This is a genomic window from Nocardia vaccinii NBRC 15922 (assembly GCF_001613305.1).
Taxonomy (GTDB): Bacteria; Actinomycetota; Actinomycetes; order Mycobacteriales; family Mycobacteriaceae; genus Nocardia; species Nocardia vaccinii.
Genome location: NZ_BDCC01000075.1, coordinates 19,562 through 39,449, shown reverse-complemented (window position 1 = coordinate 39,449; position 19,888 = coordinate 19,562). Strand labels below are relative to the sequence as shown.

18 protein-coding genes and 1 pseudogene are annotated in these 19,888 nt (G+C 63.5%); 6 read left to right on the top strand and 13 right to left on the bottom strand.

The genetic code is table 11. The annotated features are described in order from the left end of the window. Nucleotides 1-16: 16 nt before the first annotated feature. Both NV1_RS37135 and NV1_RS37130 read left to right on the top strand, forming a co-directional pair. A complete protein-coding gene (locus NV1_RS37135) occupies nucleotides 17-664 on the top strand; it encodes a hypothetical protein (RefSeq protein WP_245714122.1) in 648 nt (215 codons plus the stop codon). An 805-nt stretch (nucleotides 665-1,469) separates the two neighbouring features. Further along, nucleotides 1,470-3,047, top strand: a complete 1,578-nt coding sequence (locus tag NV1_RS37130) for a multicopper oxidase family protein (RefSeq protein WP_218027329.1) — start codon at nucleotides 1,470-1,472, stop codon at nucleotides 3,045-3,047. Between the two features lie 55 nt (nucleotides 3,048-3,102). Here NV1_RS37130 and NV1_RS47100 read toward each other — a convergent pair. The 5 genes and pseudogenes from NV1_RS47100 to NV1_RS37105 all read right to left on the bottom strand — a co-directional run. Next, nucleotides 3,103-3,387, bottom strand: a pseudogene (locus NV1_RS47100) (FAD-dependent oxidoreductase); the annotation flags it as partial. A gap of 768 nt (nucleotides 3,388-4,155) precedes the next feature. Then, nucleotides 4,156-4,893, bottom strand: coding sequence for an ABC transporter permease (locus NV1_RS37120; protein WP_067902714.1), 738 nt, complete (start codon nucleotides 4,891-4,893; stop codon nucleotides 4,156-4,158). Continuing rightward, nucleotides 4,893-5,636 (bottom strand): ABC transporter ATP-binding protein, encoded by a 744-nt coding sequence (locus NV1_RS37115; RefSeq protein WP_067902711.1) that lies wholly within the window; start codon nucleotides 5,634-5,636, stop codon nucleotides 4,893-4,895. Before NV1_RS37115 ends, NV1_RS37120 begins: the two co-directional genes overlap by 1 nt. A gap of 11 nt (nucleotides 5,637-5,647) precedes the next feature. After that, nucleotides 5,648-6,304: an LppX_LprAFG lipoprotein gene (locus NV1_RS37110; RefSeq protein ID WP_067902707.1), complete on the bottom strand. Its 657-nt coding sequence runs from the start codon at nucleotides 6,302-6,304 to the stop codon at nucleotides 5,648-5,650. 65 nt (nucleotides 6,305-6,369) lie between these two features. Next, nucleotides 6,370-6,813: a nitroreductase/quinone reductase family protein gene (locus NV1_RS37105; protein WP_084526410.1), complete on the bottom strand. Its 444-nt coding sequence runs from the start codon at nucleotides 6,811-6,813 to the stop codon at nucleotides 6,370-6,372. A gap of 406 nt (nucleotides 6,814-7,219) precedes the next feature. On the opposite strand from NV1_RS37105, the gene NV1_RS37100 reads away from it, so the two are divergent. Next, complete coding sequence (locus NV1_RS37100; protein ID WP_067902704.1) at nucleotides 7,220-7,906, top strand: TetR/AcrR family transcriptional regulator; 687 nt, start codon at nucleotides 7,220-7,222, stop codon at nucleotides 7,904-7,906. A 671-nt stretch (nucleotides 7,907-8,577) separates the two neighbouring features. On the opposite strand, the gene NV1_RS37095 is transcribed toward NV1_RS37100, so the two are convergent. From NV1_RS37095 to tal, 5 genes are all read right to left on the bottom strand, one after another. Further along, the gene (locus tag NV1_RS37095; RefSeq protein ID WP_373864700.1) at nucleotides 8,578-9,462 is read right to left on the bottom strand and encodes an enoyl-CoA hydratase/isomerase family protein; all 885 of its coding nucleotides are present in this window, start codon (nucleotides 9,460-9,462) and stop codon (nucleotides 8,578-8,580) included. A 152-nt stretch (nucleotides 9,463-9,614) separates the two neighbouring features. Next, a complete protein-coding gene (gene fgd / locus NV1_RS37090; RefSeq protein WP_067902702.1) occupies nucleotides 9,615-10,619 on the bottom strand; it encodes a glucose-6-phosphate dehydrogenase (coenzyme-F420) in 1,005 nt (334 codons plus the stop codon). Nucleotides 10,620-10,667: 48 nt separating this feature from the next. Beyond that, nucleotides 10,668-12,113 (bottom strand): NADP-dependent phosphogluconate dehydrogenase, encoded by a 1,446-nt coding sequence (gene gnd / locus NV1_RS37085; protein WP_067902699.1) that lies wholly within the window; start codon nucleotides 12,111-12,113, stop codon nucleotides 10,668-10,670. A 2-nt stretch (nucleotides 12,114-12,115) separates the two neighbouring features. Beyond that, nucleotides 12,116-13,756: a glucose-6-phosphate isomerase gene (gene pgi / locus NV1_RS37080; protein WP_067902767.1), complete on the bottom strand. Its 1,641-nt coding sequence runs from the start codon at nucleotides 13,754-13,756 to the stop codon at nucleotides 12,116-12,118. 50 nt (nucleotides 13,757-13,806) lie between these two features. Next, on the bottom strand, nucleotides 13,807-14,916 hold the full coding sequence (gene tal, locus NV1_RS37075; protein WP_067902696.1) for a transaldolase: 1,110 nt from the start codon (nucleotides 14,914-14,916) through the stop codon (nucleotides 13,807-13,809). Nucleotides 14,917-15,067: 151 nt separating this feature from the next. Between tal and NV1_RS37070 the strand changes: the two genes are divergently transcribed. Then, nucleotides 15,068-15,850 (top strand): DeoR/GlpR family DNA-binding transcription regulator, encoded by a 783-nt coding sequence (locus tag NV1_RS37070; RefSeq protein WP_067902693.1) that lies wholly within the window; start codon nucleotides 15,068-15,070, stop codon nucleotides 15,848-15,850. Between the two features lie 188 nt (nucleotides 15,851-16,038). Next, nucleotides 16,039-17,094, top strand: a complete 1,056-nt coding sequence (locus tag NV1_RS37065; RefSeq protein WP_157117623.1) for a hypothetical protein — start codon at nucleotides 16,039-16,041, stop codon at nucleotides 17,092-17,094. 286 nt (nucleotides 17,095-17,380) lie between these two features. On the opposite strand, the gene NV1_RS37060 is transcribed toward NV1_RS37065, so the two are convergent. Then, nucleotides 17,381-17,884, bottom strand: coding sequence for an SRPBCC family protein (locus NV1_RS37060; RefSeq protein WP_084526406.1), 504 nt, complete (start codon nucleotides 17,882-17,884; stop codon nucleotides 17,381-17,383). Here NV1_RS37060 and NV1_RS37055 point away from each other — a divergent pair. After that, nucleotides 17,883-18,110, top strand: coding sequence for an acyl-CoA dehydrogenase family protein (locus tag NV1_RS37055; RefSeq protein ID WP_067902688.1), 228 nt, complete (start codon nucleotides 17,883-17,885; stop codon nucleotides 18,108-18,110). The genes NV1_RS37060 and NV1_RS37055 overlap by 2 nt on opposite strands. Nucleotides 18,111-18,118: 8 nt before the next feature. On the opposite strand, the gene NV1_RS37050 is transcribed toward NV1_RS37055, so the two are convergent. After that, nucleotides 18,119-19,402 (bottom strand): tyrosine-type recombinase/integrase, encoded by a 1,284-nt coding sequence (locus NV1_RS37050; protein ID WP_067902685.1) that lies wholly within the window; start codon nucleotides 19,400-19,402, stop codon nucleotides 18,119-18,121. 16 nt (nucleotides 19,403-19,418) lie between these two features. After that, nucleotides 19,419-19,664: a helix-turn-helix domain-containing protein gene (locus NV1_RS37045; RefSeq protein ID WP_067902762.1), complete on the bottom strand. Its 246-nt coding sequence runs from the start codon at nucleotides 19,662-19,664 to the stop codon at nucleotides 19,419-19,421. Nucleotides 19,665-19,888 lie beyond the last annotated feature (224 nt).

The following is a 19,888-nucleotide window of genomic DNA, read 5'->3' as shown; positions in this document are numbered from 1 at the left end:
AAAGTAGGCGACACCGATGTCCACAGATACAGCAACCACGACGGGCGAGGCCACGGCTTCCCCAGCAGAAGATGGCATGGCGCCGCCAATCGCTGACGTCGATGAAAAGCTCATACCCGTCGCCAAGCCTGGCTCTGCGGCCAGCTCGGTTTCGATTCCGAAGTCGACGCTCATTGCAGCTACGGCAGCCACGGTTCTACTGGTGATTTCTGCGGTTTTGGGCGGGCTCCTCTGGTCCGCCAAGAGCGAGCTCGCAGACAACAACAAGCGGGCGAGCGACCAGCAGCATGCCGAGCAAATCGCTTCCGACTACTCCGTCGGTGCGGCGACCATCAAGTTCGATGACATCAACAGCTGGATCGGTCGGCTCAAGAACGGCACCACTCCCCAGCTCGCCAACAAGTTCGACGCCACCGCGCCCAAACTCGAGCAGATTCTCACCCCTCTGAAATGGACCTCCACGGCCAGCCCCATCACAGCCAAACTGGAATCGCGCAACGGCGATATCTACAAGGTCAATGTGTTCGTCAACGTCTCGTCTACCAACGCACAGAACCCCGACGGGGCTCAGACCACGGTCACATACAACGTGACCCTCGACAAGAGCTTGGGCTGGAAGATCACCGACGTAGGCGGGATCAACGCCGCCTTGCCGACAAAGTGATCAGAAATACTTCGGTTGGCGAACGCCTCCCTGACGAGCCGACTCCAAGAGCCAGTCGCTGACCTCGTGAGATTCTCTCGTGCCCAACAGAACCCCGTACCGGGCGTTTCAAAAGTGCTGCGCCCGTGGCGATTACGCACGCCCATCTGACCTCCCGCGCGCCGATATGCACACATCGCAGCCGTTGGGTGGCAACGCATCTCATACCGCTGGTATCGGATATTGGCGTCCGAATTGCCACAACTCCTAGCGCTGAGCGAGGGCAAATCCCGGGAAACTTGCGGCGATCTCAGGATGTTCACCTGCTGATTGACCGTGACGTGTTACTTCCGAGGCTCGTCGATGCACAGTTCTGAACCATCGATATCGGATACCGTCGGTAGGAAGTTGCCATAGCTCCCAGATCAGACAGCCGTCGGGCCCCAACCCCCGCAGGGTGACGAACACCCCCTGACCCACTTGATCTCCAAAAGTGAATATCGATTCAGTTTTTTGAAAGGAGTGCTCGGTGGTCGATCAACACGACCGAGACAGAGAAGCACACGAAGAGCCCGAGCGCACAGTTCGAGACAACAAGGGAGACCGCCGGATTCCCGGGCGCGCACTGGGACGTCGGAACTTTCTGCTCGCCGGTACCGCCGTCTTCTCGAGTGCGTGGATCACAGGTCCCTACGTCGCCGCTGACGCGGATCCGAAAGTCCCGCAACCGGATCCGAGTGTCGACCTCACCGCCCCTCCATCTCCCCGCGTCGAGCCGTTCGTCGACGATTTGGCGATCCCGTCCGTCGTGCGAGGAAATCAGTCGATGGCCGTCGGAACCGCGAGTCATCGGTTTCACCGTGATCTGGGTGTGGCACCGACATGGTCCTATGGCGGTAGTCCCTACCTGGGGCCGACGATCGAAGCCCACGCCGACCAGCCGATCGAAATGCGATTCACCAATTCCCTGGGCCCCCATCTGTTCGCCGACCAGGTCGATACCTCGATGGACGACACCACCGACCTGGACCGCGCAGCACCCCGGGTAACGGTGCACCTGCATGGAGCCGTGACGGCTCCCGACATGGACGGCCACCCGGAAGACACCTTCCGGCCCGGCGAATCGAAGGTCTACCGGCACGAAAACCGCCAGGATGCTGCCACCTTGTGGTACCACGACCACGCGATGGGCATCACTCGCCTCAATGTTGTTGCCGGCCTTGCCGGTATGTACTTTTTGCGGGACCAGTACGATACGGGCACAGCCGCCAATTCTCTCGGCCTGCCCAGTGGCGAGTTCGAACTCCCCCTGGTGATCGCCGATCGCCGTTTCAACGAGGACGGTTCGCTCCGATTCCACACCACACGCTTTGTTCAGGATGGACATTGGGAGGGAGGAATGCTGGGCGATCTGATCACCATCAATGGGGTCGTCCATCCCCGCATGAACGTCGCCGGCGGCATGTACCGCTTTCGTGTCCTGAACGCATCCAACTTCCGCGAGTATCAATTGGCGTTCAGCAACCGTGCCCGGTTCTGGGTGATCGGCAACGACACCGGCTTGCTCGACAGCCCCGCCTACATTCAGGAGTTCGCTCTCGCGCCGGGCGAACGGCTCGACATCGTGGCCGACTTCACGGGACTCCGCTCAGGGGACACCGTCGACCTTGTAAACACCTATCAGTACCCGACCGGATTGCAGCAAGTCCTCGGCGCCCAGACGATCCCGACACTGATGCGGTTCGTCTGCAACGGCACGAATGGATTCACCACTGCACCGCCGGCGACATTGCGAGGCGGACGACGACGGCCACCAGCGTTGCCACCGCTCCGCACCCCGGATCGACGTCGCGTCGTCACAATCAACACCGAACTGGCGATGAATCGGTTGCCACCGGTGACGCTGAACATGAACAACCTGTGCTACCACGATGACCCGATCCCGGATCCGCGCCAAGGCACCACGGAGATATGGGAGTTCGTCAACGTATCCGGTGAGGCGCACCCGATGCATCTGCATCTGGTGAAGATGCGGATCGTCAACCGCCAGCCGTTCGATGTCCTCGGATATCTCGCGGCAAATCCCCGTCCGCCGGTCGGTACGTTCTGGGCACCTGAGCCTGACCGCTTCCTGAATGGCGCACCGCAGCCCCCAGAGGCATGGGAAACGGGTCCTAAAGACACCATCACGGCCCCCTTCGGCATGGTTACCCGAGTGTCTGTCACCTTCCCCAGCGCCGACGAATTGGGATTCGACCCGGACGCGATGTTCAGCATTTCCGCAGGAGATGACGGCATGGGGATGAAAATGAAGATGGGGATGGCTCAGGGTTACGTGTGGCACTGTCATCTGCTCGATCACGAGGATGACTGCATGATGTCGCGTTTTCGCGTGCACGCGTAATGATCGCCTCAGGTTGCCTGCGTACCTCCTTCCTCGGGAGGGATTGCAGACCGGCCTATGCCGGGTGTTGCGGGTGCGATGGTGTCGAAGAGGTTGGCACGGCCGCACATATAGCGATGGTTGTCGTATTTCTGGAGGAGAGCGATCGGGCGCACCGGGGCGTATTCGGTGACGGTGAGACGCCGGAGGCAGTGAGGATGGCCTGGGCGGCGCGTTTGCCGGATTCGTCGGCTCCGTCCATGGAGTCGCCCGTGAGGATGTTGCGGGTGTAGGCGCCGGCGACGAACATGTTCGCGATCGCGGTGGCGGAACGGGGTTGGCTGGCTCGACAGGACTGGGTGGCGGCGAATAGCGGTTCGTCGAGTCGAAGCTGGTGAACAGCGTATTCAGTCGCGGCACTTTGCGGTTGAGCAGGAGCCCGATCGACGCCCCGTCGATGCGTCGCAACCCGGCGATGCGACCCAGAGCAGGGTCAGCGGCGGCCAGGGCCGAGTCACGAGGGCAGCGGCCTTGTCGAAGGGGACCGCCACGACGTACCAGTCGGCCTCGATCCGGGTTTCGTGGCAGGTCATCCGGGACCCGCGCGCCGGCGACCTCTCCGTCGCGGAAGTCCAGTCCGATCAGGGCGGTCCGTAAATGAATTCTGGTGCCGAGACTGCGCAGGTGACGTGCCCACGGCCAGCAGCGCCAGATCCGAGACGGTGAACCGACGGGCCAATGCCGACAGCTGCCTCGCCGACCGCGGCAGGCCCGTCAGCAGCCGACCGTGGGAAGGCAACGTAACCACGTGGACGGTCTCGTTGAACCGCATCGCGATCGACAAGTCCGCGGGACCGGTGGTGAGATTGTCGGCGACGGTACGACCCATCGCCGGTGGGGATGCGAGCGAGAGTGTCGCCCAGATTCGGGTACACGCGGCTGAAGAAATGCCCCGCACGCTTACCATCTCCAGCACCGTGACCGGATCCGAGTTCAGTCCGCTCCGGGCGCGGAACGGGCGCTCCAGCCATCGGTCGACCATGCGAGCGCCGTACCACTGCCAACTTCTTCTCATGGCCACATCCCTTCCGCCATCAGAGGTTTCCGCCGCACCGAGGCGCGGCGGAAGTCAGCCCTCCTGACGCCGCAAGGTCGCGGCACCCCCGACAAGGGTGAGCATTCCGAATCCGACAACCGCGAGGAGGTCGAGCCACAGTGAAGTGGTCGGTTCGGGGAAACTGCCGACCTCACTCATCGCCGACGCGACGTATCGCAAAGGCATGGCGTCACTCACCACCCGCAGCACAGGAGACATCTCCTCGCGCGGCCAAATCAGGCCACATAGCAGGGTCTGCGGGAGCGCAACAATCGGAGCGAATTGCAGGGCTTGGTATTCCGTTCGCGCGAAGGCGCTGGTAAACAGGCCAAGGCAACATCCGAGGACGGCCGCGGCGACCGCGATGAGGAGCACGGTCAGGATATGCCCTTGGCTGCGCAGTCCGAGCGCGCCGTAGGCAACGGCGGTCGCGATAGCGGCTTGCACCGCGGCCAGACCCGCGAACGCGATCGCATAACCGAACAGCAGATCCAGCTTGTGCAGAGGAGTGCTGAGCAATCGCTCGAGAGTGCCACTCACCCGTTCACGCAGCATCGCGACGCTGGTGACCAGAAACATCGATGTGAAGGGAAAGACTCCGAGGAGCATGAGCCCGATCTGGTCGAAGATGTCGACCCGCTGGTCGAACACGAAGCGCAGCAACAACAACAGCAGGCTGGGGGTGGCGAAGATCAACGCGAGTGTGCGGCGATCGTGACGCACCTGGGCAAGCACCCGAACCGCGGTGCCGAACAGTAGGGAAGCCGACATCACGCCACAGCCTCTCGCGGTTCGGACGCGTCTTCTCGCTGCAGAATCAGACGGACGAACGCATCCTCCAATTGCGTGGCACCGGTGGACTCGCGCAGTTGCTGCGGGGACTCGTCGGCAAGCAGTTGCCCAGCCCGGAGCAGCAGTAGCCGCTCGCAGCGGTCAGCCTCATCCATGACATGACTCGATATGAGCAGAGTCGTTCCACCGCTTGCCAATTCATGGAACTGTTGCCAAAGGTCCCGTCGTAACACCGGGTCCAGCCCCACCGTCGGTTCGTCGAGGATCAGCACCGAGGGTTGTGCGATCAACGCGCAGGCAAGCGACGCCCGGGCGCGCTGCCCACCGGACAAAGCGTCGACTCGACGATCCGCGCACTCGATCAACCCGACGTCGCGAATCACCGTATCGACCGCAGCCATGCCCGTGCCCTGAATGAGCGCGAAATACCGGACGTTCTGCCGAACGGTGAGATCGTCGTAGACCGAGGGCTGTTGCGTCACATACCCGACCTGCCCGCGCAGCCATGCGGCACCCGCGGGCCTCCCGAGCACACGAACCGTCCCCGATCTGATGCGCTGCACTCCGACGATCGATCGCAGCAGCGTTGTCTTACCGGAGCCGCTCGGCCCGAGGAGTCCGGTCACGGTCCCGGGGGCGAGCGTGAATCCCACATGGTCCAAAATCAGTTGGCGCCCACGGTGCACGACCAGATCACGCACCTCGATCGCTGGCTCGGTCATCTCGTATTCCTTTATCGGGTATCGGATTTGGATCTGGCGGCGATCGGTGACACCCGAAGATCCAATGTCGCCCCACCGGGGAAGGTCAGCACGGTGTGTATCGGAGTGTGTGCGCCCCGGACCCGCACCCAGGTGGCGAGCGAGGCGCCCGAGTTGGCTGCGGGGAGCAGCGCGGTCATCGCCGAGGCCGGCACCTTGGCCTCGATCCGAAAGGCATCGATGCCGTCGGCGTCTTGTCGGGCAACAGTTCTCGTATCCTGCAACTCGTCGAGCATTTTCGCGAGACCATTGTCACCGATCATCGAGGTAAGCCGTGGAAGCCCGCCGGCCTCTGCCACCGGCATTCGTGTGCCATCGGCGTTGACGGTGAAAATTCCGTCGCTTGTCTCGGCGAAGTGGATCACCTGTGCGGACGTCGTCGTCACCGAGCCCGTTCCCGAACTCCCGCCGTCGAAGAGATCGGCCTGCAGGGCACGGACCGGAAACCCGGGTACCGCACCCTCACTCTGCAGCGCAATGTGCGCCGACTTCAGATACCGAACGCCGATTGCGGCATCGCGCACCAGCAGGTCGGCGTCCGGCAGTCCGCCGGAACCGTCGCCGCAGCCCGCTATCGGTAGCGCGACAAGCACCGCTACCGCTGCCCATACCAGCCGGATACGCAGCACAGGACACTTCCCATCGTCGAACCTCGCACGCCAGAAACAGAATTGAATGAGCTACTGACCTGCGATCAGGCCGGTGGCTCCATGACGATCACCGGAAACACGCGGCCGACTCTGGCTTCTGCTTTGGGTTGATGCTTGGCCATCGGGGACTTCTCGACTATCAGAGCCGTCAATTTCTCCCGCTCTTCCCCTCGAGCCTCCCGCGCGACAAGGTGTCGAGTTTCCTTCTTGATGGTGACTTCGACGTTGGGGTTCGCGACCAGGTTGAGGTACCACTGTGGATGCGTCGGCCCCGCCATGTAGGAGGCGACGACGACGACCATGTCGTCTCGAACGATCGGCGCACCCACCATCGATGTTCGTCGCTCACCCGACTTACGTCCGATGGTGGTCAGCGCGACCGTCTCCACACCGCCCATCGAGTGGCCGATGCGCCCACCCGTTTTTCGGAACAGCGCTTGATGCATCTTGTTGAAGCTCCGCATGAACGGATCCAACTTGCGCGGCATTGTTTGGTCCTTTCGAAGATTGCCGATCCGTCGGTGCGACGGCGGCGCTGGTCGCACCCGAGACGATGGGGCGTCTGATGACCAGAGGTTTGCGGCACTCCGTTACCGATGGTATCTGATACCAATGGTAGGATTCTGCACGCACCGCACCTTCCACGTCAAGAGGCGCCAACCAGCACGTGACCGAAGAGGACTACACCTCCCGCCCACTACTGAGGATGTCGTCATTGATGAGCGAAGGTTCACCCGCGCAGTCGACCCTTTTTCACATCCCGCCGATGCCTACACTTACGCGTCAACGCTGAGCATCAGCCCGCACGGCGAATGCAGCGGACCGAAGTTACCTGATACCATCGGTTTCGGACACCGAGTTCGACAGGCGACAACAGACGAGGAGTGAGCTGCGGTGGGCGACGGGCGAACAGATCGCTGGGTGGAACACCGCGCAGAGGTGCGTCGCCAACTGGTCGAATCCGCGATACGAGCGATCGAGCAGATCGGGCCACAGGTGAGCATGCGCGAGATCGCCGCCGAGGCCAAGGTTCCGAAGCCCACGCTCTATCGGTTCTTCACCGACAAATCGGAGTTGGCCAAGGCCATCGGTGACCAAGCCAGAGACGATGCGCTCCAGCAGTTGATGGCAGCCCAGCAGCCTTCGATACAAACTGTCGGCGACGTTATCCATGTGGCCGTCCTGGGGCACGCGACGGCGATCAACGGTTATCCGAATGTATTCAGGTTCTTGATGTTCGGGCTCGACAACGGAGGATCCAACGCACTGGAGAACTCCCGTGTCGTCGCAGGCACGATCGCTTCGCTTCTGGAGACGATCATCGAGGGGTTCGGTGGCGGTAAGGCCGACGTGTCATTCTACGCCTCCACGATCGTCGGAGTTGTTGCGGGGGCTGCGAATTGGTGGATCAACGGCCAAGAACCGCGCGAGTCGGTCGATGCGTTCGTCGGGCGCCTGGAGCCCGCGGTCCGATCGATCGTCGAACTCGCGGCCACGACCGTCGGCATAACGGTCGACTTCGATGCGCCTGTGGCGCGCCTACTGTTGCACGGGCCGTCCACAGCGCCGCAACCGAGCTGAGCGCGTCAATTCCCCACTCCCGCAGCGAGTTGGGATACGCATGGACAGCCAGTGCCATGGTCCGGGCCGGCGATCGAACGTGCCCCCGCTGTCATCTCTGCACGGGCCACTCGAGGTCCGGGGAACAGTTGTTCGCAGGGAAGGCGCGGCAGCCGCCGAAGGTCGTCGATCGTCTCGTGTACGAGTTCGAGTGCGAACCAAGGCTTGTGCCGCCAATCAAGGATCAGGTGATTCGCTGCGGCCACAGTCGCCGCATAGTCGAAGGCTATGCCGCCCAGCCAGATTCGCACATGGACATCACTTCGGGCGGGAACCGTTCAAATGCGCACGACGAACCCACAGGTCAGGCCAGTTCGCCGGACAGACCGGGCAGGTCGAAAGTAGCATCAAAGGATGCGATCGATACGCAAATAGACTGGGGCCGTTCCTCGTTCGGCCCGCTCTGCTCCGTTTCGTTGAATAGCCAATCCGCAGTTCAACGGGCATTTCGTACGGCAAGAACGATTGGATTCACTCGTGATCGCCGATTCGCTGGCACCCAGCAGAACGTCGACAGGACGTCGCGGAATCACTAGCGATGGGGCAACCGCCGAAGGGCCGGTCAGCCATGCGCGCCTGCTTCGTCCTCCCCCACGATCTTAAACCCCCTCATGAGTCCCACCCCATCGCACCTAAGCTCGCCTTCCGACAACGAAGGAGCCTATTCGTTCGCGCGCATCCGTGCCGCCGGCCAGCAGCGCGATCGTGGCTGCCTCGTCACCGAGGTGTGCATCCAGCGATCGAGATGGTGCGGCCCGGACGAGGCGCCGCGCCTGGCCGAGAGCCGGAGCCGACTCCTGCACCAAAGAGGAGACCACTGCTGTTGCGTGAGAATCCAATTCGGCATTGGGCACGATGGCGCCGACCAGTCCCCATTCCCACGCGGTGTCCGCGTCGACGACCTTGTTCGATAGCAACATCTGCAGCGCGCGACCGGTTCCGATGACGCGGGGCAACCAATAGCTCACGCCGCAATCCGGGCTCAGGCCGACACCCGAGTACGCGGTACGGAAGCGCGCGGACTCCGCGCACAGGACGAGGTCGGCCGCCAGCACGAGGCCGAGTCCCGCGCCTGCGGCAGCACCCTGCACCGCGCCGACGACCGGAATCGCCAAGCCCGCCAACCGGCTCAACGCTCGGTGCATCTGCTCGGCAAGCTCGGCGGCGAACGCACCGGTGTCGGCCGCGACCGCCATGGCGCTCAGATCGCCTCCGACACAGAAGTCGGCACCTTCGGCTCGTAGCAGAACTGCCTTCAGGTGTGGGAGTTGCTCTATCTCGGCGACCGCGCGGGCGAAGGCCCGGGCCGTGGGCAAGTCGATGGCGTTGGACCGGTGCGGCCGATTCAATGTCAGATGGGCTACCGATCCGACGACGTCGAGCAGAATCGGCTGCGTGGGTTCATCTCGAGGTGCGGTTGTCTCGTTCGCGGCAGTCGACTTTCGAGTCCTTGTTCGATGGGATGATTCAACGTGCGGCCCGCGGACCGACGGAATCGACGGACGCCGCGCGACCACGATCGATCGACACGGGTGCCGTTCGAAACCGTCCCCGACGGTCAGCCCTCACCACGCCGCACGAGAGCCGACCCGCCGGAAGAGGTCGCGGTGCCCGGGCGACAGCATGCTCGACGCCGGCCGCGCTGACTACCGGGAAGTAGAATCGACTGTCACAACGCTCGTAGTCTCGGTGCCAGGTCACGTGCGAAGTGGTCCAGGAAGCGGCGTTGATCGTGGCCTGGGGCGTGAAAGACCAGGTGGTTCAGGCCTGCGTCGATGTAGGGCTTGATCTGTTCGACGGCTTCGTCCGGGTCGCTGGCGACGATCCACCGTTTGGCGATCTGTTCGATCGGCAGCGCGTCGGCGGCGGCCTCCATCTCGATCGGATCGGTGATCGAGTGCTTCTGTTCGGCAGTCAGGGACAGAGGCGCCCAGAAACGCGTATTCTCCAATGCCACTTGGTGTTCCGTGTCGTAGGAGATCTTGATCTCGATCATGCGGTCGATGGCGTCGAGCTTACGGTCCGCTTTGTTCGCTCCCTCGGTGACGGCCGGCATCAGTTTGTCGGTGTAGAGGTCCATGCCCTTTCCCGAGGTGCAGATGAATCCGTCGCCGGCCCGGCCCGCATACCGGGCCACCAGGGGCCCCCCGGCCGCGATATACACCGGGATGCCGTGCTCGGGTACGTCGTAGATCGACGCGCCGACGGTGTTGTAGTAGTCGCCGTCGAAATCCACACGCTCGCCCATCCATAACGCGCGCATCAGCTCGATCGATTCGCGCAGCCGCGCGAAGCGTTCCTTGAACTCCGGCCACTCGCCGCGATGGCCAGTGGCGATTTCGTTCAGAGCCTCACCGGTGCCGACCCCGAGCATGATGCGGTCCGGGTACAGGCAACCCATCGTCGCGAATGCTTGCGCGATCACCGCGGGGTTGTAGCGGAAGGTCGGGGTCAGCACCGAGGTGCCGAGCTGGATGCGGGAGGTCCGCTCACCGACCGCGGTCATCCACGCCAGCGAGAACGGAGCATGACCACCCTTATGCCGCCAAGGCTGGAAGTGATCACTGACGGTCGCGCTGTCGAGCCCCTGTTCTTCGACCAGAACGCCGAGCTCCACGAGATCGCGTGGGCCGAATTGTTCCGCTGACGCCTTGTATCCGAGTTTGAGGTCCAATGTCTTTATCTCCCAAATCTTCGAGCGAGTGCGCTGACGCCTGCCGCGTCATTCGACGCGCATCTCGCTGCGGTCTGCGCTCCACAGCGTGTGGTATTTGCCCGGCGCGTCGGTGCGTTCGTAGGTGTGTGCGCCGAAGAAGTCACGCTGGGCCTGGGTGAGGGCGGCGGGCAGGCGTTGCGCGCGCAGGGCGTCGTAGTAGGACAGCGAGGAAGCGAAGGCGGGCACCGGGATTCCCAGCTGGACGGCGGTCGCCACGACGCGGCGCCAGCTGTCGACGGCCTGTTCGATGGCCTCGCGGAAGTAGGGGGCCAGGATCAGGCTCGGCAACTCGGGGTTGTGCTCGTAGGCGTCTTTGATGCGGTTGAGGAAGCGGGCCCGGATGATGCAGCCGCCGCGCCAGATGGTGGCCAGGTCCCCCGGGCGCAGGTTCCAGCCGTATTCGGTGCTGCCGGCCGCGATCTGGTCGAAGCCCTGGGCGTAGGCGACGATCTTGGAGGCGTACAGGGCCCTGCGGATGTCCTCGGCAAATTGCGTTGCATCGGTAGGCTTTTCAGCGAGAGCTCCCGACGCCAGGCCGTGTGCCGCCTGGCGTTGCGCGCGAACTCCGGACAGTGCGCGGGCGAAGACGGCCTCGGCGATGCCGGTGACGGGGACGCCGAGATCGAGCGCGGACTTGACCGTCCACCGGCCGGTGCCCTTCTGCTCGGCGGCGTCGACGATGACATCGACCAGTGGCTTGCCGGTGGTCGCGTCGATCTGTTCGAGGACCTGTGCGGTGATTTCGACGAGGTAGCTTTCCAGTTCGCCGGAGTTCCATTCGGTGAACACTGCGGCGATGTGGCCCGCCTCGAAGCCGAGGGCGTCGCGCAGCAGGTGGTAGGCCTCGCCGATGAGTTGCATGTCGGCGTATTCGATGCCGTTGTGCACCATCTTCACGAAATGACCGGAGCCGTCGGGGCCGATGTGGGTGCAGCAGGGAACGCCGTCGACCTTCGCGGAGATCGATTCCAGCAACGGGCCCAGCGACTCGTAGGACTCTTTCGGCCCGCCCGGCATGATGGCCGGCCCGTTGAGCGCGCCCTCTTCACCGCCGGAGATGCCCGCGCCCACGAAGTTCAGGCCACGCGCGGCCATCGCCGCCTCGCGGCGGATGGTGTCGGTGTAGAGGGCATTGCCGCCGTCGATGATGATGTCGCCCGGCTCCATGACCGCAGCCAGTTCCTCGATCACCGCATCGGTGGCCTCCCCCGCCTTGACCATGATCAGCACCCGGCGCGGCTTCTCCAGCGCGCCGACGAATTCGGCGATCGTCTCGGTGCGAACGAACTCACCCTCGTCGCCGTGGGCGCCGAGCAGAGCGTCGGTCTTGGCGACGCTGCGGTTGTGCAGGGCCACGGTGTAGCCGTGGCGGGCGAAGTTGCGGGCGATGTTGCTGCCCATGACCGCAAGACCGGTCACACCGATCTGAGCAATTGCAGTGGAGGAAGTCATATTCAGATCATTTCGTCGGTAGTAGTAGCGTCACGGCCGGCTGTGCCCGCTCGGCGGACACGTCGGTAGCGCATCATCAGAGCATTCGTGGAGCTGTCCCAGGCCGGTGTTCGATCCGATTCGAGATCGTCGCGGAGACCGGTCGCGAGCTTCTTGCCGAGTTCGACACCCCACTGGTCGAACGAGTTCACTCCCCAGATCCAGCCCTGAACGAACACTTTGTGCTCGTACAACGCGAGCAATTGCCCCAGTGTGTAAGGACTCAGACGCGGCACCAGGATCGTGTTGCTCGGCCGATCCCCCGGGAACGCACGATGCGGCGGCCGCTCACCCGAGCCGTCGGGTTCGCCGAAAGCCAGAGCGCGGGTCTGTGCGAACAGGTTCGCCATCAACAGGTCGTGGTGTTCCCGATGGGTGTGCGCGGGTTCGAGCACACCGATGAAGTCACTCGGCACCAGAGTCGTTCCCTGATGCAGCATCTGGAAGAACGCGTGCTGCCCATTCGTGCCCGGCGCACCCCACAGAATCGGCGCGGTATCCACACCCACCGCACGTCCGTACCGGTCGACGGATTTGCCGTTGCTTTCCATGTCGAGCTGCTGCAGATAGGCCGGCAGCAGCGCGAGCCGTTGATCATAGGGCAGCACCGCGAAAGCCTGTGCGCCACAGAAGTTCCGATGCCAGATACCCAGCAGGCCGAGCAGCACCGGCAGATTCTTTTCGAGCGGAGCCGCGCGGAAATGCCGATCCATGCTGTGGGCTCCGGCCAGGAACTCACGAAACCGTTCGGGGCCGATGACGATCATCAGCGACAGCCCGATCGCCGACGGCAACGAGTACCGACCACCGACCCAGTCCCAGAATTCGAACATGTTCGCCGGATCGATCCCGAACCCGGCCACCTCCCGCCCGTTGGTCGACACCGCGACGAAATGCTTACCCACCGCCTCGGCACCGAGACTCTCCACCAGCCACCGGCGAGCGGTGCGGGCATTGGTCAACGTCTCGATCGTGGTGAACGTCTTCGACGAAACGATGAACAACGTCGTCTCGGGCTCCAGACCGCGCAGCACTCGGTCGATATCGTGACCGTCGACGTTCGACACGAACCGCGCCTCGACCGCGGCGTGCGCGAATTCGCGCAACGCGTGATACGCCATCGCGGGGCCCAGATCGGATCCGCCGATACCGATATTCACCACGGTGCGGATCGGACGGCCGGTCGCGCCACGCCACCGACCCGACCGAATCGCATCGGCGAGATCACTCATCCGATCCAGCACCTGGTGCACCGAACCGGCGACATCGACACCGTCCAGCAGAACGGATCCTCCTGCGGGAGTACGCAACACGGTGTGCAGGACCGCTCGGTCCTCGGTCGTATTGATCCGTGCGCCACCGAACATCGCGTCGATCCCCGCGACCAGGCCACGATCGCGGGCCAGGCGCATCAGCAGGCTCAGGGTGCGATCGGTGATCACGTTCTTCGAATAGTCGAGCACCACACCGTCATGCTCGATGGCCAGCGCGGTTCCTCGCCGAGGATCCCGCCCGAACAGCTCCCGCATCGAGGTGCTCGCCAGTTCCGAACGGTGAGCCGCCAATTCACCCCACACGGGCAAGGCGGACACGCTCGCCGACACCTCTTCACCGCGCTCCGAGCCGATGCCGGCGGTCTCCGGAGCCCACGACCTCATGAGCGCACACCCGACAGGAGCCGGTCGACATCCTCGAGCATCGCTTGCCACGAGGTCTGAAACTTCTCGATCCCCTCGCGTTCGAGCTGCTCCAGCACATCATCGAAATCGAGCCCTGTCTCGCCGAGTTGGCGGACGATCTCCCACGCGTCGTCATAGTTGGGCCTGATGCGGTCACCCAGAACGGTTCCGTGCGAGATCACCGCGTCCAGAGTCGCCGCAGGCATCGTGTTGACCGTTCCGGGCGCGACAAGCTCTGTCACATACCGGGTATCGGCGTAGGCGGGGTCCTTCACACCGGTCGACGCCCACAGCGGCCGCAGCGGCGACGCCCCGGCCGCGCGCAGCTTCAGCCAGCGAGAATCACGCAGCATGTTCTCGTACCGCAGATATGCCAAACGCGCGTTCGCGATCGCCGCGCGCCCGCGCAGTGTCGCAGCGTCCGGTTTCGCGAGCGCGTCGAGACGCCGATCCACTTCGGTATCGACGCGCGAGATGAAAAATGATGCGACAGCACCGATCTCGGCCAGCGAATGCCCGGCGGCATGCGCTCGTTCCAGTCCCTCCAAGAATGCGTCGATGACCTGGTGGTAGCGCCGCACGGAGAAGATGAGCGTCACGTTGACGCTGATCCCCTCGGCGAGGCATGTGGTGATCGCCGGCAAGCCCTCGACAGTGGCGGGAATCTTGATCATCGCGTTGGGGCGGTTCACGAGCCGCCACAACTGCCGGGCCTCCTCGATCGTGCGCTCCGTGTCACGGGCCCAGCGTGGGTCGACTTCGATCGACACCCGCCCGTCGCGTCCGCCGGTCCCTTGGTGGACAGGCCGGAGCACATCGCAGGCCGAACGAACATCTCCCGTGGTCAATGTCCGCACGGCGTGGAGGGCGGAAACACCGCGCTCGCGCAGGACCTGAAGTTCCTCTTCGTATTCCGCGTCCCGGCCGATCGCGTTGTGGAAGATCGTCGGGTTCGTCGTCAAGCCGACGACCGTGCCCGACCGGACGAGCTGAGCCAATTCTCCCGACCGCAGCAGGTGCCGGCTCAGGTCGTCCAGCCAGACCGACACCCCCTCATCGGCCAGAGCCTTCACTGTGCGATTCATCAGATCCCTCGAATACGTTGCGCACGAAACCGCGCAGCCAATGCTCGGAATCATGCACACTGATGCGCGAACAAGTCAACACCCAGCTCGACTACGATGCGGAAACCGCACGACGCACCACTGATACACGACCAGGACCCGGGAGGCACTGTTGCTCGCGAGCACCCGACGGCGCGAAATCATGCATCGACTGGTCACCGACGGCTACGTCGAGGCCAAAGCGCTCGCCGACGAACTGGGCGTCGACACCTCGACGATCCGCCGCGACCTCGACGCACTCGAACGAGCAGGACAGGCCCAACGCACCCACGGCGGCGCGCGCCCGACTCCCGGAGCCACCGCCAAGCTGCCCTACACCATGAAAGAGAGCGAACGCCTCGACGAGAAGGCCGCGATCGGCGCCGCGGCCGCGGCACGAGTGCGCGACGGCCAGACAGTGATACTCGACAGCGGTTCCACCACTTACGAAGTCGCGCGAGCCCTGCGGAACCACACGGACTTAACGATAATCACCAACGACCTGCGCATCGCCAAATACATTGCCGAGACACCCGGCATGCGCCTGCTCGTCACCGGAGGCGAACTGCTGGGTTCGGTCTTCACCCTCGTCGGGGAACGAGCGATCGCGTTCCTATCCGACTACACCGCCGACTGGGCCTTCCTCGGCGCCGACGCGATCGACCTCGACGCCGGCATCACCAACATGAACACCCTCGAAGTACCCCTCAAACGAGCCATGCTCGCTGCCGCCGGGAATTCCTTCGTCGTAGCAGACAGTTCGAAATTCGGCAGACGCGCGCTCGCCAAAGTCGCAGGACTCGACGAAATCAGCGGAGTCATCACAGATTCCGACCTCGACCCCACCAGTGCCCGCCAATTCGGCGACCTGGCCATCCACGCCGACGCCGCTACCCACTCATCGCCGAGGCAGTAGTCGCCTCCGTCATCAGTCTTCGGTGGGGGCTGCTGCACGACCGGGTCACACTGTCACCTGATCGTGCAGCAGCCCCGACAGCCCAGATCGGTGGATCAGGCGAAGCCCTGCAGCCATCTTCTATGTAGCCGATGTGCGAGTGATTGTCAGGTGGCCGACGGACTTGCTTGACAGTAAGTTTCGGGCTCGTGAGCATGCTTATCGGTTTCGCCGATCGACCTGTCCGAACGATTCCTGTTCACGCCGTAGCCACGGTCGATCACAAGATCCATCTCGGGCGAACGTGCGGCAAGGGATTTGCCGTCGCATCGCAAGACGGGACGGTCTCGGTGCTCGGTGACCAGTTACAGCTGCTGTACCAGGCCGATCTCGGCGACCCGGTAAACGACTTCACAGCCACCACGACCGGCGATAAATGGGCTTGGATCATGAACAACCACTTGCACATTGGCGAACGACTCGGGACTTGTCTGATGCACGAACAACTCCCGCAGGGACCCGCGGCGTGCCAATGGTCCAGCTCTGCAGCGGCTTTGTGGGCTGCCGTCGGTACCGGTTACGACGTGCAAGTGCAGATCCGCACCCCACAGGGTCGAATTCGCTCGGAGCTGACGGTGCCGGATGCATTCGGTGACTCAGCAGTGACGCTGCACCCGCATCCGAATCCCGACGCGGTAGTGTTGTGGATTGCAGCGGGCCAGGATGGCCAGCAGTCGTGGCTGATTCGCGACGTCGAGACCGGGTTGGCAGCTGAACGGCTTCCTACCAAGGATTGCTTACCCGCCGTGTTCGGTCCGGACGGGGATTGGTTCCTGACCGCTGATGACGACCGTATGGTCCGGTGCACATGGCCCGCGCCCGTTACGCAGAGCGCGCTCGAATGGGCCGACACCACTGCCGATCCCGAGGACGACGGCGACGGCGACGGCGACGGCGACGGTCCGGGCTACGACCTTGTTCTGCTGCCGGGAGCCTTCGCCTCGTGGAGCACCGCAAACGGAAGAATCGTAGTCATCGACCTTTCCACGATGTCGATCGTCGACGAGATCGCCATGGACGGCCACCCGGTACGCACCATGGCCGAGGTCTACCCCGCACTGGCCGGAGACGACAGCCTGTGCACCGATTTTCATTTCACCGTTCCCAACGAAGATGCCGTGTTGTCGGTGCACGGCGAACAGACGGTAGTGCTGTCCCACTTGCGGGACTGGTCTCCTCAGCCAGATCGGTCGGACCGGATCTGACCGATTCGGCAGACAACCCGAACGGACAGCCGCATATAAATGATCGGTCAGCCGGTTTGTCAGACGGCCGTCATAGGCCGCAGCGACGGTGCCGACCAGCCACACGCCGTACAACTCAGCCAGCTACCAAGCAGCTCGTTACCGAAGAGGTGGCTGCTGTTCCGGATGCTGCCCGCCCTGGGGTTGGGACTGGGGCGGACAGGGAGCCGAGTGGACGGTTTGGTGACGAAAAGTACGACAGCGACAATGGTTCTGTTGCTGATCGTACGACATTTCCATCGGCTTGCTAGTCGTTGCCGAGCAGGGCGCCGTCGGCGCGCTCGGCCGCTTCGGCGATGCGTTTGATCGCTTCCAGCGTCGCGCGAATGCCGTCGTGCGCGGTTCGGGTAGCCCCGTCGATCCGGGCCGGAGCAGCATCGCCGAAGACAGCGACGAAGTACTCCTGTCCTGCGGTGGTGAACGTCCAGCTCTCGGTCAGTCTTGTCCGCCCGTCCAGGGGCTCGATGCGGTAGCCCCAGCGAACGAATCCCTTCCCCACCTCCCAAGCGAACGCACGGCCCGCCTCGGCTGCGGTGACGGTCGAGGTGGTCTCCCAGGTATGTTCGGATGTCTCGTTACGGCCGGTGAACCGTGCACCGACATGCGGTCCACCGCCCTCATCCCACCAGGACCGCTTGCACACCGGTGACCACTCACCGGTTCTGGCGACGTCGGAGACGAGATCGTAGATCGCCTCCGGGCTCGCCGCGATCTCGATCGAATCCTGATGCATACGTGGTTCCAAATCCATGGCCCCGATCCTGATCACGGTCACGGCGTGGGGCAACTCGCGGCCCGATGAGCTTCATCCGATGGCTGACCCGCCGCAGTCCGACCCACGCCACCCCTGCACCGAGCTACCGCTCGAGAAGTGGCACCGCGACGTCAAAATCCCCGACATCTACGAGGGCACCGCCCAGATCATGCGGATGCTGGTCAGCCGCCAGCTCATGGGCCGCAGCGCAGCAGCCTCATGACGTGGGCCCTACGCGGCCGGTTCGGTTGGTTCGCTGTCGCCGTTCGGTGTGGTCGCTGGTAGGCCGTGGTTGTCCGGGCGCGTGCGGATGGCCGACCATGATGCGTTCACCGCGCGGCGCGCGCGGGCGTGGCTGGTCGGCATCAGGTGCGCGTAGTGCCGCAAAGTGACCGCTGGGTCACTGTGGCCCAAATAGTTCGCCAGCTCCAGGATCGAAACCCCTTCGGCCAGACAGGAGGACGCATAGTAGTGCCGCAGTGCGTGCATACCGTCGACGCGGTCTCGTTTGGTCAATCCGGCGTGCCGGAACGCGGTGACCCACACCGTCGCTAGGAACAGGTAGCCGTACATCGGCTGCGATGTACCGTCCCGGGACATCAACACCCGCACCGATACCGGGCGTCCGTCCAGTACCCGCCAGGGCAGGGTGATGGTGACCGGTTCGAACATCTGCAGGTAGGAGTCGATCTCCTCGAGAATATCCTCGGCCATCGGGACGATGCGTGTCTTGCCGCCCTTGGGTGGTGAAAACACGCACCCGCCGTTCAACCGCCGAATCTGCCGCTGCACCACGAAGTCCCGTTCTTTGCGGCGGATGTCATCGGGTGAGAATCCCATGATCTCCCCCATTCGCAACCCGCAGCCAGCCCCCAAAGGGATGGCGATCTTGTTGCGGTCGGGCAGTGCCGTCCAGATCGCGTTCATGCGGTCTTCGGTCCACGGGATGATTTTCCGGCTGACGCCTCGGGGGCGTTTGATCAGCCGCGACCGGCACGGGTTCTCCGGGATCGTATGCTCGGCCACCGCGATATCCATGATCGTCACCAGGTGATCGAAAATCACTCCTTGCGAGCTCGGGTCCAGCCCGCGCGTGTTGAGCCATTCCAGGTAGTCCCGCACCGTGTCCACGGTGCAGGCACCCGCGATCGAACGTCCACCGAAGTAGGGGGTGATGTGGTTACGGGCCCGCGAAGCGTACTTCTCCCGGCTGACCGGGTCCGGCGATGTTCCTTTGAGCCACTTCACGATCAACGGGTCGAACTGCCGTCGGCGGGCGTGGGGGTCGACGTACCGGCCCATGATCATCTCGGCGTCGAGCTGCTTCTGAAAGGCCTCTGCGGCAGCTTTCTGCTTGTCCGGGAACGACTTCGACCGATCCGCCCCGTCCGGGGTCAGCCACCGCACCTTGTACCGCATCCCCCGCCCGTAGGCGTCGGACTTGACCCGCAGCACCGCGCCCGGCTTGTTCGGGTCGGGGATCTCCTTGAACCATCTGTCCTCTACATGCGACATCGACGACCACTCCCCCTTATGCGGCGTTGTCCATCGGCAGGTCACGGAACCAGTCGGATACTTCTTCCGGCACCCACCTCAGATGCCTGCCCACCCGCCGCGCCGGAGGCCCGTACCCGTTGCGCCGCCACTCGCGCACCGTATCGGGCGTGACTTTGAAGAACTGCGCCACATCACCGATATCCCAGCAATTCTCACCACTCCCCCGCTTGTCGGTTAGATCCGCACCGGGGTCGGACCCATTACGCCCTATCCGTTCCATCGACAACCTTTTCCCAATCGTGTGTATCCACGAATAAATGAATGCCATACCTATATCCACGCTCCATAGACCGATTGTCAAATTCATCTCGGGTAGCGGGCCCATTCCCTGGGCCGGAATCACCAATTCACGTCATCTCGTTTCCCGGGCGGTGGATGCCTCTTTCTCGTGCATAATTCCACGAATTTGGAATTCGGTATCGATCGAGACGCGCGGATGCATGG